Here is an 18490-nt window from a genome sequence, read left to right as displayed (position 1 = left end):
ACCATGCAACCGGCCTCCACCGGCGTGGTCGGCGCAGGGCTGATGGGCCGCGATATCGCGGGACTGCTCAGCAACGGGGGCTTCCCGGTCACACTCGTCGATATCGACGCCGATGCACTCGAATCGGCTCGCAACTATCACCGTAACTCGCTGCGGGAGACGATCGCGGCGAGTCACATCGAGACGGCGGACGAACCACTCGCCACTCTCGACTACGCGAGTGATCTCGCTGCGCTGGCCGATTGTGAGTTCGTCGTCGAAGCGGTTCCCGAGCGGCTCGACCTGAAGCGCAGCCTCGTGGACGACCTCGAAGCAGTCCTCGATACCGAGGCGATCATCGCTACGAACACGTCCTCGCTTACACCGAGCGACATCGCTGTCGGAGCCGACCATCCCGAGCGTGTGGTACTGTTTCACTTCGCGAATCCCGCAATCGAGCGGGATATCGTCGAGATCGCGGGCGACCACGCGACCGACACCGCCCTCGACACCGCACATGAGGTCGCAACGAGGATCGGCCACAAGCCGATACGACTCAAGACGGAACACCGTGCTAACTGCCTCTCGCGGCTCTCGGCGAGCATCAAGTCTGCGGGGACGTGGGAACTCTGTCGAACCGAGGCGGCGACGATAGACCGCGGCGCAACAGCTGTGGGCTTCGAACGAGGACCCCTCGAATTCATCGATCTCATCGGCATCGATGTCCATCTTGCGACCGTCGACAATCTCGCTGGGGCCTACGGCGACCGCTACGCTCCACCGACGACAATCCGGAACCGCATGGAGACGATGGTCGAAGCGGACTCTCTCGGCATGAAAACCGGGCAGGGATTCTTCGAGTGGGAAGACGGCACCTGCCTTGTTCCCGAGGTGGACGAACCACACGACGTCACCCCTATCGTCGCGGCACTGGTCAACGAAGCTCATCGTCTCGTCAACGATGGTGTAGGCGAGCCCTCGACGATCGATGACGTTCTCAAACGCGGCTCCGGCGGGTCGATCGGACCGTTCGATATCGAATCGATGCTCGGAACCGATACGCTCAGAGAGTCACTCGAACATCGATACGCGGAGACCGGTGCCGAGATTTTCGATCCGGTGTTTTAGCCTGTGCGGTGCAGGGCGCTAAGCCCCCTTTCTCGGCGAGCAGGTCAGCACGAGCGGGGCGAGGGAGTCTACCCGAACTTTCGCTACACCAGCAGTGGCGGCGCGGCGAACGGATCGACGGCGATATCGAGCAGCGTGGGTCGACCGCTGTCGAGTGCTTCGGCGATAGCGGGACCGACGCGCTCGGGTGCCTCGATCCGCTCGCCGTCACAGCCGAACCCCCGTGCTACCTGCGCGTAATCGACCTCGGGAGAGAAGTCGGTCGAAACATCGACATTGTAGCTGCCCGCTTGGCTCATCTTCGAGGAGCCGAGCGAATCGTTGTTCGTGACGATGACAGTAACGGGAAGCTCCTCACGAACAGCGGTCTCCAGATCGGCGATGTGATAGCCGATACCGCCGTCACCCGAAATCACAACGACCGGTGTCTCGGGGAGTGCTGCCTGAACGCCAAGCGCCTGTGGCAGCGCGACGTTGATGCCGTCGCTGCCGCGTGCCTGAAGATAGCTTGTCCCCGTCCGCTCGGTTTCGTAGAAGGCTCCCGAGAAGAAGCCGGGGAAACTCGTTGCGCTCACGAGCACCGACTCCGAAGGGAGTCGCTCGTTCAATTCACCGACGACGCGCTGGGGTTTGACCGGCGTGTCGTCGCTCGTGAGATCGTCAGCGAACCCCTTACGCCAGTCGGCTCGGTCGGCGGCGAGTGATTCGATGCGAGCTGCCCGATCGTCGACTTCATTGGCGCGATCGGCGAGCGCCGCAAGCGTGGGTTTGAGATCAGCACGGAGCGCGACCGCTGGCTCGTAGTTGCGTCCGAGCCACGCGGGATCACGATCGACGTGGACGAGCGGTACGTCCTCGGGCACCAGCGACCAGCCAACGCTCGTTAGCTCGCCGAATCGAGTTCCAAAGCCAAAGACGAGATCGGCGTTCGCGAGCGCGTCGTTAGCTACCTGACAGAAACCCCACCGTCCGACGACTCCCAGCGCATACGGCTCCGTTTCGACGACCGCTCCCTTTCCGTTCATCGATGTGACCACCGGAACGTCTGCGCTCTCCGCGAACTCGGCGAGCTCCGCCGTCGCGTCAGCGCGGACGACGCCTTCCCCGGCGACGACGACTGGGCGTTCGGCCTCATCGAGCAGTTCGGCGACCGCACGAACGTCGTCGTGATCGGCTGGCGGACGCGAGGTAGGATAGGCCGCATCGATGTCCTCTCGGGGTGTGCGGTCGGTTTCCTCCCGCAATACGTCCTCTGGGAGGTTCACGTGGGTTGGAGAGGGGACACCAGCTGTCGATTCCCTGAGTGCGTGTTCGAGAGCTTCGACGGCCCGGTTCGGTGTTTCGGCGTCAAAGGTGGCCGTCGTGAAGGGGTCGAGAATCGCTTCGTTGTCGCCGTCCTGAATCACGCCGTTTCCGCGTGTGTCGCGCTCGTTTCCACCCGTTAGCGCGACAACCGGCGAGGACGCACCGGAAGCCTCGGCCAGTCCAACTCCGATGTAGGCTGCGCCGGGGCCGCTAACACCGTCGACAACAGTAGCGCGCCCCGACGCACGCGCGTAGCCATCGGCCATCAACGCGGCGCTCGCTTCGCTACGACCGAGCACGTGCCGCAGTGACGAACTCCCAATACTCGCGTAGTACGGATCCATCTGCTCACAGGGGAAGCCAAAGACCGTCTCGATACCCGTGCGCTCGAGTAGTGCGACCAAGGCATCGGTCGTTCGCATCATCGACCACCCCACTGATGACGTCGCATACCCACCTCGAAACCCCCGATCGAGAAAACCGTTGGGCCGTTGTCGGGTGCATCTGATCGCGGTCGGTTTGCCAGAACGTTCCGCTTGGGAATCCAGAGGCACATCTCCCGAGGCTCCATCCTCACTGGGGGACCCAGGGGTGTTGTAAGAAGACTAAAGCTCACCGTCGAGCCTCTTTCTACGATGGCGGGAGCCGAAGACGAACCCGCAGACGGTGGGCATGACGGCGATCGACCCGGGTCCCGATCGTACATCGCCGTTCGACCGAGCGACGATCCACTATCGACCGAGTCGATCCAGAGTCCATTCGAACGCCTGCATCGAATGGGATCGACGCAGACCACGGGCTCGTGGGTGCAGCACCTCACTGGGAGGTCGCCAACCCCACCGACGATCGAGTGCCTCCTCATTTCGCCCGCCGACGTCCCCACGATCGAGTACTACTTCGGGCTCGATACCGAGCACGATCCCGACGGGCTCGAACGCGCGCTGCGGAGTCTCTTTCCCGACACCTACGAATTCGATCGGACGACGCTTGACCTCACATGCGCTTGTGGCCCCGCGGTGCGGGAGCTTGCGGACGAGCACCGAGAGCCTGCGGACGAGCAGCCGTTCGGCGAGGCGAAAGCGACCTCCGAAGTGAGAGCGGGCGGCGAGCGAGGGCTAGCTGGCACGGGCGGGTTCACTGATGGGACAGGCGCAGTCGATATAACGGCGACAGCCGACGAGGAATGCTTCGTTGCCGGTGTCGAGTATCACGGTGTCGCTGAGCGTCGCAACGACTGGCAGACACAGCTGACACCCTTTAACCGGTTTCACTCTACTAGCGGGGATCACGTCCCTCTCACGGCAGTCGTCGAGACGATGGCCGACACGTCCGTCGCGATGGTCTATCAGGTGCTCATGCGACCCAAACCCGACTGGACCGCCGCCGCCACGGTTCGCCACCATCGGTTGGAACAGGGTCACGACACCCGTGGGGCGCGTATCGGCGACGCGCTGCTGGAGGCGATCGTTCCACAGGCCGCCGACGAACACACGGATCACACAGCACACGCACCCGACGAAACAACCCCCATTCGAAGCGAACGCACGCGGCTCGACGAACTCGATGCGAAGCAAACCCGTCGATCGTTCGATCTCAACGTCCGTGCGGCCGCGCTGACTCCCGAGAATCCTGATGCCGCCACGCGTGCGGCTGAAGACCTCGCCACGGTGTTCAGCGCCGTCGGACGCACTACCTACGAACTCGACGGCATGGTGCGGACCGACGAGGACCTCCATGCGGGAACCCTCCCACCCGGCCATCGTGTGTTCCGGGCGATCAGCGAGCGAACGTTTCACCCACCGGATTACGAACGCCTCGGGACACACCTTCCTTGGAAGGCGAATACGAGCCAGGGGATCGTGGCCGACGTCCGGGAAGCACCGAACTTCTGTGTGCTCGGTGGGCCGGCACTGACCGCGACCGGCACGCGGGCGGTCGCCGCGACGCCCGGCGAGCGAACCGCCCTGCCACGCCCGCCTGACGAACAGCTTGACGCGTATCGCGGTGTGGGGCTCACCCTTGGCGACGCTCGGACGCACGACGACGTGACCACGGACGAACTGGTCGTGCTGCCCCCGTCGCTCCAACGCTTACATGTGGGATGGTTCGGCAAGACCGGATCGGGAAAATCCACGAGCGTGATCACGGCGATCCTCGACAATCACGCTGCCACATCGGGTGCGGACCTCTTGATCGATCCCAAGGGCGATGGGATGGCGATCGAGTATCTCCGCTCGCACTACGCTCGCTTCGAGTCGCTGGATGACGTGTACTATTTCGACTGTGGAAGCGTCCTCCCCGCGTTCTCGTTTTTCGATATCCGTGACGAACTCGCTGCGGGCGTCCCTCGAACGACCGCCGTCGAGGACGTCATCGATCACTACATCGAGATCCTCATGCAGATCATGGGCCGGGAACGCTTCGAGCAGGCGGTGCGGTCGCCGGACGTGATTCGATACCTCCTCAAGGCACAGTTCGATCCTGTTCATGGGAGCGATGCGTTTTCACACCGCCAACTCCACGAATCCGCTCGCCGGATGCACGAACGCCAGACCGTGCCGGCAGTGAGCGATCCCGACCTCGAACGGATGCTGGGTGGCGTCGTTGCAAACCACCAGCGCTCGTTCGACGAGATCATGCAGGGGGTCGCTAATCGTCTTGAGAAGATCCCCGTCGACGGCCGCCTTGCCAGCGTCTTCAACCACGTACCGGACTCGAACTCGCATTCGCACCCACATTCCGATTCGATCTCGGAGCTGGACCTAGACCCGAATCAGGATCGGGATCGGGATCCGGACTCGAACGTGAACCCGACCTCGGATCCGGATTCAGGGGGTGGTGATCCGGTTTTCGATCTCGCGGCGCTGCTCGACGAGGACGTCGTCGTCATCCTCGATATGGGCGAACTCCGGTCGGAAGCCCAGCGCGTCCTGACGCTGGTGGTGCTCTCGAACCTCTGGACCGCCCTTAGGCGGCGTAGCCGACGTGCCTCCGCTGACGCTGACCATCCGCTGGTGAACCTCTACCTTGAAGAGGCGGCGAGCGTCGCCGTCTCCGATCTCCTCGGTGACTTACTTGCCCAGTCCCGCGGCTTCGATTGTTCGATCACGCTGTCGATGCAGTTTCCGGCTCAACTCCGCCAGGCCGACGAGCGTGCGTACGACGAACTCCTCAACAACATCTCGACGTTCGTCACGGGAAACGTTCCGGTCGACCGGCGACTCGCGCGACGTCTAGCCACCGACGACATGGATCCGGATGCGGTTGGCAATCGGCTACGAGCGCTGCGACGCGGCCAGTGGTTGGTGCGGCTCCCGGCTGCCTTCGACGAGCCTGAACCACGACCGTTCCTCGTTGGTTCCGCCCCACCTCCGTCCGGACACCCGGCCAGCGAGCAGCCGCTTGCCAATCAGGAGCGATGGGCGTTCGAGGACGCGCGGATCGACATGCAAGCATGGACGCGGTCGGCATACGGTCTGTCGTTCGAACCACCACGCGCTGCTGCTCCGGCTGGAGCTGGAGCGGTTGACGGAGTCGAACCGGAGCCGACGGACGAAACCGCTGACGTCCAACTGGCGCGCGTAGACACCGCGCTCCCACTCACGAAGCGCCTGCCCGCGTGTGTCGAATACGATCCCACGATTCACGCCCTCCGGTGTGTCGACTGTGACAACCGATACGATCCGAGTGCCGATGGGATGAAACGAGCTATCGACTGCTGTCACGACCTCAGCGCTGTCGGCCGTCACGATGTGCCGATCTGTGATATCAACCTCAAACTCACCCCCGAGGAACGGAGCGCTTCGGAGTGGTCCGACCGACAGCTCTGCTTCCTCCAGGTGGTGTACAACGCCCAGCAACTCCGGTATGACCCTGAACTGGAGTACGATCTGCTGTGGGACAGTATGCTTCGTCTCCAGGAGTACGTCGGTATCGAGAGCGAGGCGATCGAGGGTCTTCTCGATGCCGATCTCCTGCGTCACGACACCGACCACCCTCATCGGCTGTTCACCGTGACGGTGGCCGGACGAAAAGTACTCGGAGAGAGCTACCGCCAGGGTGTCGACTACGGTCACGGACAGGGCGACCTCGAAGAGTCGAGCCAGCATGTCTTCGCCGTCGAGGTTGCCCGGCAGTATCTCGAGGCCAAATACGTGCGTGATCCCGAATCGACCGTCGTCGAGGTTTTCCCCTACTACGATGTCGACGACCAGCGCCGCCTCGACCTCGCGGGTCTCGATGCAAACGACGAGATCGTCGTCACGGTCGAGGCGGAGCGCATCAATCACGATATCCACACGGCCGTCCCCGATGACTTCGATAAGATGGCTGCGTGTGATCCTGAAGAAGCGATTTGGGTCGTCATGACGCGTGATGGTGGCCATGACGTGCTCGACGTACTCAACGATCCACTCGATGGCGAGCCGCGGATCGAAAAGGCCTACAGCAAGAACACGCCGCCCCAGCAGTTTCGCATCGAGACACCCGGCCTGACTGCCATCTATCCTGTCGAATTCCTTCGTGAGATACTATAGAGTTCCAGTGAACTTCTCATGGTTCCCCTGTCGGTGACTGTGACCATTGTCGATTGTCGGAGATTCTTCTCTGGAAATTACGATGGATCCCTATAGATAACAATGTGTAGTCAGCCGCTCAGACTAGTTCTGTAAGTATGGGTTTGAGGCGAACGTCGTCTGTGGGCCTCTAGTGTTCGGTTGGAAGCACTAATCAATATGATGTTTGGGAACTACATTTGGCACTCCGCGTTCACACACGGATTCACCAGCTGACACGGCTCGAGCGTTTCTCTACTGGCCGCTAAGCGACTAGTCCAGAGTTCACAATCGGCCTCAATCCCCGCAAGAAGCACTGATACGGGTGAATCGAACCGAGTGTGAAAACCGGTTCGGGCATTGGATGCCCCCTTCAGAAGGGACCATCGGACAATGTGTCCAAATTCGAAACGTCCGTTAGCGAGCATTTTGCGCTCTTAGAAGCCTGTTTAGCCATCACTTACTATCGGTCAGTCAACGCACACAACCGCTGGACGATCGGCGATATCACCTGCAAACTTCACACTGAGAGAAAACCGCCCGACGAAAACCGTGTGTGAACTTTTGGCCGGTTCGAGTTGTCTCGTTCGTACGATACTATCAACCGATTGAATAAATCCCCAAAAACGCTTCAAGGCGGTTCTCAGTCCCTCTACGGCGGGTTTCGGTGATTATCCCTTGGGTCGTTTGTGCGTGCGCGGTAGCGGTGATCCGGTTCACACTCGTATTCACGAGTAGTACATCGTCTCCCTTGCGGGCGAAAAATCCGATTGTGAAACGACTATCAACGGGTGAGAATGCACGAACCACTCTCTGCGTGTCGCTCACCGAGTCAAGACGACTGTGACTCGCGTGTCGGGAGTTCACCTATGCGGAACAACGCGGATGCCCCTTCTTCAAGGAGTGACCGAACAAAGTAAGGGTGCGAGTCGGGAGGGGAGGAGCGCGTCGACCTCCCGAAAGCCCATCAACCGACAAGTTTCGCGGTGACGGCTGAGTGACTCCTGATCATATGAAACTCTTTCCACATACGAGTATGATGATGGAGGCCAAGCAAACCATCCCGATCAAGCTTGGCGTACCGGTCAAGCGGCGCGACGATCTCCACTAGACGAGCGTTTCGTGGCCAGCACTACGATCGGATACTGCATATCAACACTTACTATCTCACGGTGAGCGTATATGAATCGAGATGGACGACATCACGGTTTACGACGACCGACTCGCCAAACAGATGACGGCCAGTGACTTCGTGTTGGCGGTCGTGACCGCGACCAAACCTGACTTCTACAAGCAAGCCCCAGTCGTTATGGCCGCGCGCCGTCGTGGTTTCCCGTGTTTCGTGTTGCACACCGGTCAGCACCACGACGATCTCCTCGGCCACGGTCTCGCCGAGTACGACATTGATGACAGCGTCGCTGTCGACCTTGGAATCCGTGGCGGGCTCTCACAGAAGACTGCGGAGCTGATGACGCGGATCGAATCGGTTGCCAGCTATCTCGACGAGCAGTACCCTGACACGACAGTCTTACCGCTTGTTCACGGTGACACGCTCGCTGCCGGGATCGTCCCACAAGCGTGGATGTTCGCGACGAATCAACGGGTAGCACACAACGAAGCCGGCCTGCGAGGAATGTCGCCCTCGTTCGAAAACCGGGCCGAACCGGCGTCTTTCATCGACGACCAGTGGAAGGGCGAGTGGTCGCTCAACCGTACCGAGCCGTTTCCCGAGCAGTATGATACGTTCATCGGCTCCGCGGCCTCTATTTACCATTTCGCGCCAACACAACTGAATCGCGAGCATCTCGTCCGCGAGGGGTATCCAGACGAGGTCGACGGTGTCGATCGTATCCCAGTGGTCGGCAATTCGGTGGTCGACGCGATCGAGATGAAGGCCGCCGCAAATCTCGACGAGTCGGTGTTCGATGTGTACCCGATACTGGAGGCTCGTGATAACTGGATCCGCGTCGACATCCACCGACGGGCAAATCTACTCCCGGATCGTTTCCGTGCCATCATCGACTGTGTCATCCATCTCGTCGAGGCCGGCTACAACGTCAATTTTGTCGAGCTCACTGCAACACAGACTGCACTCGAAAACTACGGGCTCCGTGACCGTCTCCTCGCTCTCGCCGATGATCACGAGAACTTCCTCTTTACCGGCCTTTGGAAGAAACACGCCCACGTCTACGAATTCCTCCGCTCGGGCCAGTGTTTCGCCGAACTGACCGACTCCGGGAGCATGCAGGAGGAACTGAACCACATCGACGAAACGTTCTGTCTCACGGCGCGATACAACACCGACCGCCCGGAGACAGTGTTCGACGCCCAGACGAATCTCCTCGTGCCACCGACGAGTGGCGAAGCGATGTACGAGCTGGTCGATCACGTGTACGAAACCGATTCGGTACGGAGCCAACTGTCCGGTGGACGAGCCATCTACGGCGAGAACGTTGGCGAGGCGATCGTCGACTTCCTTCGAGACCGACAGGCGGAGGGGTCGTTCGAGTGGGCCCACGAACGGCTCGGTTTCGAGGGTGGAACGCAGGATTTCGAGTATCTCTAGTCGCCGTCGATCCGTTTGGCCACCAGCGATTCCGGCATCGTTGCGTTCGCGGCGGTTACGTCCGTGCCGACGGTCTTCCGGTAGCCCCCGTACGCATTGACCTGCTCGCCGTTGTGAGTCACCGTTTCGCTCCCCCGAACGCCGTCGAAGACCGCCCAGTCGGTCTCTTTGTCTTCGTTGAACCAACACCACATGTCGACGCCGCGCTCGTCGAAGTACGTGAGTGCGTTCCGTATCCAGTTACCCTTTCGTTGTGGGTCGTAGCCCGAAGCTGTCTTCGAACTGCTTGCGAACTCCGCGACACAGACTGGCTTGTCCGCGAGATCACGCAGTCGATCAAGCATTCCACTGTAGATGCCCTCTGGCGATTCCCAGCTCGACCAGCTCTGACTCGTTCCCCAGTTGTAGCCGTCGACGCCCAGCCAGTCAACGTACCCATCGCCGGGATACAGCTGTTCGGCGGAGTAGGAGCCGATGTCCTCGGCGTTCACGCACCACATCCACTCGACGGTGTTCTCGTCGAGGCCTCGCTGCTCGAAGCGGTCGCGGACTCGCTGCCACATATCAATATAGCTTCCCGCTGAAGAGCTGCCGACCGTCGGCGACCACGGGTACCAGTCACCGTTCATCTCGTGGGCGAGCCGAAGATACGCCCGTCGGCTGCTAGACTCCGACAGGGCGTTCCGTAATCGGCCCGCCCAGCGGTCGATGTATCCGTCGTAGTCGCCGTTCCCGATGCGAACCTCGATGTCGTCCGGTGTGGTGCTGGCGAGACTTTCGAGATAGGCGTCGTACTCGCTTTGCTCGACAAGCGATTGGGTATCGACTGATGCGGTTCGCGCGCCGGGCGTGTACGGTTCCCAGGTAATCAACGGCGTTCGGCCAGCGTTCCATATCTTCGGGAGGATACGGTCGAACAGCCAGTTCATGTGCCCTGTATCCGCGTTCCATGGAACGAACAGGTTCTGGATAGGGTAGGGGGTACCCTGCCACTGCTCCATTCGGCCGACGGTGCTAAAATCCGCGTCGGAGAGTCCGCTGTAGATGCCCACAGTCGGTGATTCTGGATCCAGAGGAGTTGCACCGTTGACAGTAACAGTTGTTTCGCCGACAACGACCGACTCGAGATCGCCGGTGTAGCGGTACACGTCGCTGTACGAGGAGACGTATCCCTCGGCACTACGCTGGCGAACGGTATCACGTGGTTCAGTATCAACACTCTCTATGCTGTCACTAACACGGATGGAGTAGGTGGTACCGGGACCGTTTCCGTCGATCGTGATCGTCTCGTTGGAGCGATCGAGTACAACACGGGCGCGAGCGTTGAGGACGAATCGGGAGATGCTGCCGGAGAACGTGTAGCTATCGCGGCCGGCCACCACGTACCCCGAGGCGGTCGATCCCGAGACGCGATCGTCGGAATTGACCGACGCACCGTTCGCAGTGGTCTTTTCGAGGTCACCAGACACCGAGATCCGGTAGTCAGTCATCGATCCGGGACCATCGATAGTGAGTACACTGTCTGAGAACTGGCTCGGATCGATAGGCTGGCCGTCGAGGAACACCCGTGCGTCGCCGTCAATATCTAGTCGGTTGACACCGCTTGAAAGGGCGTAGCTGTCCCGACCCCACTTGACGTAGCCGGTGGCGGTCGCCCCCGAGACCGCGTCACCGGAACCGATCGAGCTGTCGTTGGCTGTCGTCTTCTCGAGTGCTTCGAAAACTGAAAGGGTGTATTCGGCTCTGGAGCCGGCNATCGTGAGCACGCTGTCGGGATACTCGTTCGGGTCGATGCGTTGCCCGTCGCGGTAGACACGCGCATCGCCCTCGATGTCGAGTGCAGCTAGTCCGCCGGAGAACGTGTAGCTATCGCGGCCGGCTACCACGTATCCCGTGGCGGTCGACCGCCAGCGGTCATCCGAGTCGATCGACGACCCGTTGGCACTAGTTTTCCTGAGTGATCCGTCCGCTGCAACGGTGTACTCCGCAACTGTGCCGGTTCCTTCCACGGTGAGCACACTGTCGGGGTACTGGTCGGGATCGATGCGTTGCCCGTTGAGATAGACCGTAGCACTATCGGCGGCTTGGAGGGCGACGATGTCTCCCGAAACCACGTAGCTATCGCGGCCAGCCGCCACGTGCCCCGAGGCGGTCGACCGCCAGTGGTCGTCGCTGGAGTTGATCGACGAGTCGTTGGCGGTCGTCTTGTCGAGCGTGTTACCGGCGGCGACGGTGTAGTCGGCTCTGGAGCCAGACCCCTCGATCGTGAGCACGCTGTCAGGATACTTCTCCGGGTTGATGATCATCCCGTCGAGATAGACTGTGGCATTGTCTGGAACCTGAAGTGCAGCAACTCCGCCGGAGAAGGCGTAGCTGTCCCGACCCCACTTGACGTAGCCGGTGGCGGTCGCCCCCGAGACTGCGTCACCGGAACCGATCGAGCTGTCGTTGGCTGTCGTCTTCTCGAGTGCTTCGAAAACTGAAAGGGTGTATTCGGCTCTGGAGCCGGCNATCGTGAGCACGCTGTCGGGATACTCGTTCGGGTCGATGCGTTGCCCGTCGCGGTAGACACGCGCATCGCCCTCGATGTCGAGTGCAGCCAGTCCGCCGGAGAACGTGTAGCTATCGCGGCCGGCCACCACGTATCCCGAAGCAGTCGTGCCCCACAGATCGTCGTCGGAGTTGATCGACGAGTCGTTGGCGGTCGTCTTGTCGAGCGTGTTACCGGCGGCGACGGTGTACTCGGTACTGTCTCCGGTCCCCTCGATCGTGAGCACTGAAAAGCGGCTATCGACGGCTACCGCTGCATCGATCTGTCCGGCCCCCTGTTTCTCGTCCGATAGACCGGCATCGACGGCGGTCTCCTTCAGTTGCGTGCGGACCTCTTCGTTCGACAGATCCTGCTGTGAGAGAACGAGACCCGCGACGCCGGAAACGACCGGCGCTGCCATTGAGGTCCCCGAGAGCGGCGCGTAATCGTTGTCGGTCCACGTCGAAAGGAGATTCGTCCCGGGTGCAGCGAGTTCGATTTCAGCACCCGTGTTCGAGTAAGGGGCGAGGCTGCCGCTGGGATCGAGCGCTGAGACGGCGATACATTCGTCGTAGGCCGCCGGATAGCTCACAGGTCCGCTGTAGTCGTTGCCCGCTGCGGCGACGAGCACGACACCGTTTTGATGGGCGTAGGTCACGGATTTCTGCAACGTCTCGGTGTATCCGCCACCACCGAGTGAGAGGTTGATGATGTCCGCGCCGTTGTCCGTAGCCCACTGGATGCCGTCGGCGATATCGGCGGTTGACCCGACACCGTTCTCATCGAGTGTGCGAACGCTGAGCAGCGTCGCGTTGCTGATGCCCGCGATGCCAGTAGCATTGTCGGTCCCAGCGGCCGCAATGCCGGCGACGTGCGTGCCGTGATGTTCGTCAGCGGAGATATCGGGGTACGGATCGTCGTCGCTATCGACAAAATCCCGCCCGAGGTCGCTTGCGATGTTTCCGTCGAGGTCTGGATGGTCGTACTTGATCCCCTGGTCGACGATGGCGATCGTGACGCCAGCATCGCCGAGGGTAGTGTCCCACGCACCGGGGGCGTTCACCGTTTGCGGGGCATACTGCTCGCTGAAGCGAGGATCGTTCGGAACGACGAGCGTCTCGTAGACTGTGTTCGGCTCCGCATACTCGACGCCCGGACGATCGGCGATTCTGCCGGCGATCCGGGCCTTTGCGGTCGTCGATGCCTGCTCTGGCAACTCGATTCTCACGTACCCAAGCGCGGCGTTCTCGGCGATGACCTGGGCCTCGGGTGGCAGCGCGCGTTCAGCCGTTTGGCGGGCATTCGCCGACGACGTGACACCGACGAGCAGTTCGTTTGGCTTACTGTCCACCGACGGACTGGCAACCCCGATCTCCGACGCCCCTCCGAGTAATCCGAAGGCTCCAGTGACTTTCAAAAATCGACGTCTATCGAAAGACGAACGATTATCCATAGATGGGACAGAGGTCAATATGTGGTAAATCTTTGTGTTGTTTTGCCGGCTCTCCTGATCTTACCGTTCGCCGCGCGACTTTCATCGATGGGAGGACTACCGGTCGGTAAGGCCACGAGACGGCACGTTTGATCCGACTTCTCGATGCGACTGCGTGATGGGAAAGTGTATGTGTATCTCTACGCAGTCGATGTCGTCATACCCACAGCGGGAACCAATCACTGAATCGGTAGCTGAGGTGGATCAAGTGGTTTACTCAAATAGCTCTGAAAGAGCTCTCTCGTCCCGTTGCTCGCTGCTTGACTGGCGAGAAATCCGCCGTGACCCACTGAATGCATCCTCGTGGTATTTATGATGGGAGCGTGCAGTAGCGGTGAGTATGAGCGTGACCTGATCGTGTCAAGTGTATCAGAATCCATCTCCTCGACGGACAGCGTTCTGTCAGTGAACAGCGATCACTACACTCGGACTCATATGGTCGTATGAACACACGAAACAAGTTCCTTTCGGCCGTTCTCTGGTTCTGCAGTCTTGCATTGGTTCATACGTATCTGCTGTATCCAGCCGTCCTTGCCACCGTCACACGAATCGACAGCACGGGACGCGGGGAACTCCCGGCCGAACTCCCTACTGTATCGCTGGTCATCGCCGCGTACAACGAAGCGGGCGTAATCGCTCGGAAGATAGAGAACAGCCTCACGCTCGAATATCCATCGGAGAAACTCGAGATCATCGTATTTTCCGACGCATCGTCGGACCGAACCGACGAGATCGTGAACTCGTATGCCGAGCACGGTGTGCAACTCATCCGAGTGGAGGGTCGCGTCGGAAAGACCGAGTGCCAGAACGTCGTTGCGGAACAGGTCGATAGCGAGATCATCGTGTTCTCCGATGCGAACAGCATGTATGAGTCGGATGCAATCCAGGAGCTGGTTCGGTCGTTCAAACCGGGGATAGGGTGTGTAGTTGGGGAGCTCCGATACGGCGACGCCGATGGCGTCGAGGGAGAATCGACCTACTGGCGATACGAGCGTCTCATCAAACGACTTGAGTCAGAGCTTGGTTCCGTCGTCACCGGCAACGGATCGATCTATGCCGTCCGCAATGCAGCGTACGTCCCGCTGCCACAGAATGCGATCAGCGATTTCGCTGAACCGCTGGCGCTCATTGAGGATGGCTACCGAGTCGCATACTGTCCGTCGGCCGTAGCGTGGGAACAGACCGGTGCATCCGTCGAATCGGAACTGTCCCGTCGAATACGCATCGTCACCCGGTCGTGGAACACACTGTCCAACCATACAGGCCTTTTGAACGTACTCCGATACCCGTCATTCGGGTTCAAATTGCTCTCACATAAGGTTTTTCGCTGGCTTTCGCCGGTCTTTCTCATCGGTGTGTTTCTGACGAGCGTTCTGCTTGCGGTGCTGACGCTGGGACCGCTATATCTCGCACTCGTCGCTTTTCAACTCGGCTTTTACTGCTGTGCAGTGGTCGGTGCGGTCGGCGACCGACTCGGCTGGCAAACTCATCCCGTGTTCCACGTTCCGTACTACTTCGTCGTCTCGAATTACGGAATGGGGCGTGCGATGGTGAACCTCCTGAACCGACGGAACTTCGTCACGTGGGAGACGGAGGATCGGTCGGTGGAGGAGTAGATGTCCCGACGACGAGATCCCGTAGGTGCTCTTCGATCTGTGGGACGACCGTTTCGGCTGCGAAGTTCGACTCGACGTACTCCCTGCATCGCCGTCGGTTTTCGGCGGAGGGACTTCGACGGAGCCATCGACGAATGGCTCGTGAGAGCGCTTCCGCCGAGATATCGTCACAGAGTAGCGCCTCGTCGAGACCTCCAATGACCTCCGGATTCGCACCGATGGGCGTCCCAACCACGGGCGTGCCACAACTGAGCGATTCGATCGTCGAGAGACCGAATCCTTCGAGGTTCTCCGTGGGCATGACGAACAGGTCTGCAGCAGCGTAGTGTTGTGGAAGGTCGTCCTCCGGGATGAAGCCGAGAAACTCGACGTTGTCTTCGAGTCCTTCAGAGCGGACGACGGACTCCAGGTCCGGTCGCAAGTACCCCTTGCCACCGATTGCGAGGAGAACGTCCGGATGTTCCTCTCTCACCGACGAGATGCTTTCGATCAGGTGTTCGATACCCATTCGTGCCACCAAACGCCGGACCGTCAGAACGACCGGACGGTCAGTCGGCAATCCGATCTCGGCCCGCTGGCTCCGTGGCTGTTTTTCGAAGGCGAACCGATCCGTATCGACACAGAGCGGGATCCGTTCCACTTTCCCGGGAGCAATTCCGTTGTATCGGTCGAACAGTTTGGTACCCATGAACTCGCTCCGGACCACGATACTGTCCGCACGTTCGAGTTGACGACCCTCCGTTCGTTCGATGAGTCCGTTAACGAGCCTGGCAAACGGGGCCTTCCACCCGTATTTCCCTCTTGCAAGATCGAGCTCGATCTCCCGCGGGGTCGGAGCGTGGAAGACGTTCGCGTACGGAATCTCAACGTCGGCTGTAGAGAGTCCTGCAGCCTGAAACGGGTTGTGAACGTATCCGACATCGAAATCGTACCGATCATGTAACTTTTCGACCATCGATCTCAGCCGGTACACACTATGCAGAGGATACAACTGGTAATGGATCCGCCCTTTCGCGGGACTGTTGTATCTGAACAGCTCGTATCCCGATCTTCGTTCGTGAGTGGGGAGATCCGATTCGATCTTCCGGGTAACCACGACGACTTCATGACCGGCCTCAACGAAACCCTCGACCTCGGTCAATAACGATTTGCTGATACCGCCCGTTCGCTGTGGCCAGAACACATCGGTAGTGACTAGCAGCGAGAGATTGTTGTCTGTCATTCCTAACGTGATGTATGGATGGTAGATGCTCCGACAAGCATGGACAAAACTATTGTGATGATGGTTTGGTCGGCCTCTCTAGCGACTCCTTGGAGTACGAACCGACGACAGCTCCAGCGAGTGCCCAGATCGGAAACATTGTAGTCACTTTGTCGATCGGATGGTTCCAGAAACTGTACGCAGCCCACCCGATCAATCCACAGAACAACCCGAGGTACAGTAATTTGTTATAGTGCCGTCCCGACAGTTTCCAACTGCACCAGAAAACTGATCCGAGCAGTGCCATAAAGAGGACGAATCCTGGGAAACCCGTTTCGGCCAGCATAGCGATATAGATGTTATGAAGCGGAACTGGCTCGGAAAGACCGTAGGCCGTGGAGTAATACACGAAGTTCGAACCTCCGATACCGAATATCGGATACTGGAAGAACAGGTCAATCCCGGCAACGTACTGCTGGAGTCGGATACCAAGGGTTCCTATGTCGAAAGTCGGAATTGAGAGGTTCTGGAGAATCGCTTCGATTGTTCCCAAAAAAGTGTTTCCGTTCCCCGCCGCATCACTCGTGATACTGATGTCCGTAACCGACGACTTGGATCCGGAGGCAGCGGAGAGATAGAAGAGTGTCGAGGCCCCGATGAGAGCTGCGAGCGAAGCCAAAAAAACATTCGCTGAACGTACGCTACGTAGTGTGTCTTGGAGGGAGCGTGATTCTGCCGAATCGAAGAGCAAAAACGAGACGAGCAGCAGGCAAAAACAGCCGAGAGCAACGATGAGCGCCCCTCGTCCCGCGTCAGACCCAGTCACGCGAACAACAGCCATGAACAACAAGACTGTCCCCACCAACACCGCGCGTCGCCACCCGGACTGGCGTATAGCCATTGCTGCCGCCAGCGGGACAGCGAGAACGATCAGACTCGCCAAAAGGAACGACATTCCGGTGAATCCAGCGACGTACGTCCCTGTAGCGAACTCACCGAGAGGACCGAGTGACACCGGCGCGATCGGATCGCGAGCGTACTCCCCGATGCTTCCGACGCCGAAAATCCCGCGGTTGAAAAACTGTGCGACGGCAAACAGAGAGTGTGCCAGTATCGTTCCGACGAACACCTGTGCTACCGTCTCAAAGGAGAGAACGTCCTGCTGTACGGCATAGCGGAGCAGCGCGAACACAATGAGTCCCTGAAAGATCAATGTAGAAAAATACAATGCCGTGTCTAGCCGGACCGTTGCACCGAACACCGCTGAGACCACCGTCCAGCCGGCGAACGCGGCGAAAAACCCTTCCGATTTCGTCGCTCCGGCGAGCATCTCCCGGGGGCCCGCCAGAAGGACGAGAACGATCGATACCGCGATCGGAACCTGCACCAACCAGAGTTCCGGCCCGAGGTGGCCGTCCGGGAACGACCGTAGATAAGCATCGCTCGCCAACGGAACGTTCGCCATGAACGTCGACGTGACCAGGAGTCCAATGACCGAGCCAGCGAGTACCTGTCGGAACAGAACCGCAAGTATACCGAAAATCAGCCCAACCATCATGACGAAAGCGAGGGCCGGTACGTCAGTGACGAGCGAAAGCACTGGTGACACAAACGTGAGTCCGACAATGAGGACGGCCGCCAGCAGGAGGATTTCGTGGCGCTCCCGAAATCCTACCCTGAGTTCAGGAAGTGGACTGAGATATCGACTGAGATTCATTGAGTAGTTCCTCGACGGCTTCGCGTATTGTTCTTTTGAATTGCTCTCAGCCGAAAGCACTTTTTGCGGCCAGCGTTTTCCGGGGGTATAATAGTAAAAACCGGCTCTCTAGTTTCGGTACACCGCGCTGTATTTCGCGGATATCGGACGCTCCGCCGGAGGTTGTAGACGGTCGCTTTGAGATTCATTTCGCGGAACTCAAGCCATCAGCTTCGGCACGCTCGGTGCAGCCGTGCGTGCGCTTGATATCTGAGAAGACGCTCTCGCTCATTGAACGACGATTGTACCGATCACGATCCATGGGGGCGTTGTGAGCGTGATCGAGTGGGTTCATAATGCGGTGTTTGATCAGCGGTCTGATGCCGTTTTTGCGTAGTTCGTCGCGGAAGGCTTTCGCATCGTA

Annotated in this window: 8 protein-coding genes and 1 pseudogene; 4 read left to right on the top strand and 5 right to left on the bottom strand. The window is 59.7% G+C overall.

The genetic code is table 11. The features are described from left to right. The first annotated feature begins 3 nt into the window (after nt 1-3). Complete coding sequence (locus C449_RS12170; RefSeq protein ID WP_006078322.1) at nt 4-1107, top strand: 3-hydroxyacyl-CoA dehydrogenase; 1104 nt, start codon at nt 4-6, stop codon at nt 1105-1107. Between the two features lie 83 nt (nt 1108-1190). Here the strand turns inward: C449_RS12170 and C449_RS12165 are convergent, their stop codons facing one another. Then, nucleotides 1191-2837, bottom strand: a complete 1647-nt coding sequence (locus tag C449_RS12165; RefSeq protein WP_006078320.1) for a thiamine pyrophosphate-binding protein — start codon at nt 2835-2837, stop codon at nt 1191-1193. Nucleotides 2838-3047: 210 nt separating this feature from the next. Between C449_RS12165 and C449_RS12160 the strand changes: the two genes are divergently transcribed. Together C449_RS12160 and C449_RS12155 are read left to right on the top strand one after the other, a co-directional pair. Next, on the top strand, nt 3048-6947 hold the full coding sequence (locus C449_RS12160; protein ID WP_006078319.1) for a hypothetical protein: 3900 nt from the start codon (nt 3048-3050) through the stop codon (nt 6945-6947). Nucleotides 6948-8157: 1210 nt separating this feature from the next. Next, nucleotides 8158-9531, top strand: coding sequence for a UDP-N-acetyl glucosamine 2-epimerase (locus C449_RS12155; protein ID WP_006078318.1), 1374 nt, complete (start codon nt 8158-8160; stop codon nt 9529-9531). Here the strand turns inward: C449_RS12155 and C449_RS12150 are convergent. Next, the gene (locus C449_RS12150; protein WP_449271585.1) at nt 9528-13514 is read right to left on the bottom strand and encodes a S8 family serine peptidase; all 3987 of its coding nucleotides are present in this window, start codon (nt 13512-13514) and stop codon (nt 9528-9530) included. The genes C449_RS12155 and C449_RS12150 overlap by 4 nt on opposite strands. 482 nt (nt 13515-13996) lie before the next feature. Here C449_RS12150 and C449_RS12145 point away from each other — a divergent pair, with 482 nt between their 5' ends. Further along, nucleotides 13997-15169 carry a glycosyltransferase family 2 protein gene (locus tag C449_RS12145; protein ID WP_006078316.1) on the top strand — a complete coding sequence of 391 codons (1173 nt, stop codon included), beginning with the start codon at nt 13997-13999 and terminating at the stop codon, nt 15167-15169. On the opposite strand, the gene C449_RS12140 is transcribed toward C449_RS12145, so the two are convergent. From C449_RS12140 to C449_RS12130, 3 genes and pseudogenes are all read right to left on the bottom strand, one after another. Next, entirely contained in the window at nt 15132-16391 is a 1260-nt protein-coding gene (locus tag C449_RS12140; RefSeq protein ID WP_006078315.1) for a glycosyltransferase family 4 protein, read from the bottom strand. The genes C449_RS12145 and C449_RS12140 overlap by 38 nt on opposite strands. 49 nt (nt 16392-16440) lie before the next feature. Beyond that, nucleotides 16441-18087, bottom strand: coding sequence for an O-antigen ligase family protein (locus C449_RS12135; RefSeq protein ID WP_006078314.1), 1647 nt, complete (start codon nt 18085-18087; stop codon nt 16441-16443). A gap of 137 nt (nt 18088-18224) precedes the next feature. Next, nucleotides 18225-18490: pseudogene (locus C449_RS12130) on the bottom strand (transposase); the annotation flags it as partial.

The organism is Halococcus saccharolyticus DSM 5350 (genome assembly GCF_000336915.1).
Lineage (GTDB): Archaea > Halobacteriota > Halobacteria > Halobacteriales > Halococcaceae > Halococcus > Halococcus saccharolyticus.
This window is presented reverse-complemented; position numbering and strand designations above follow the sequence as displayed.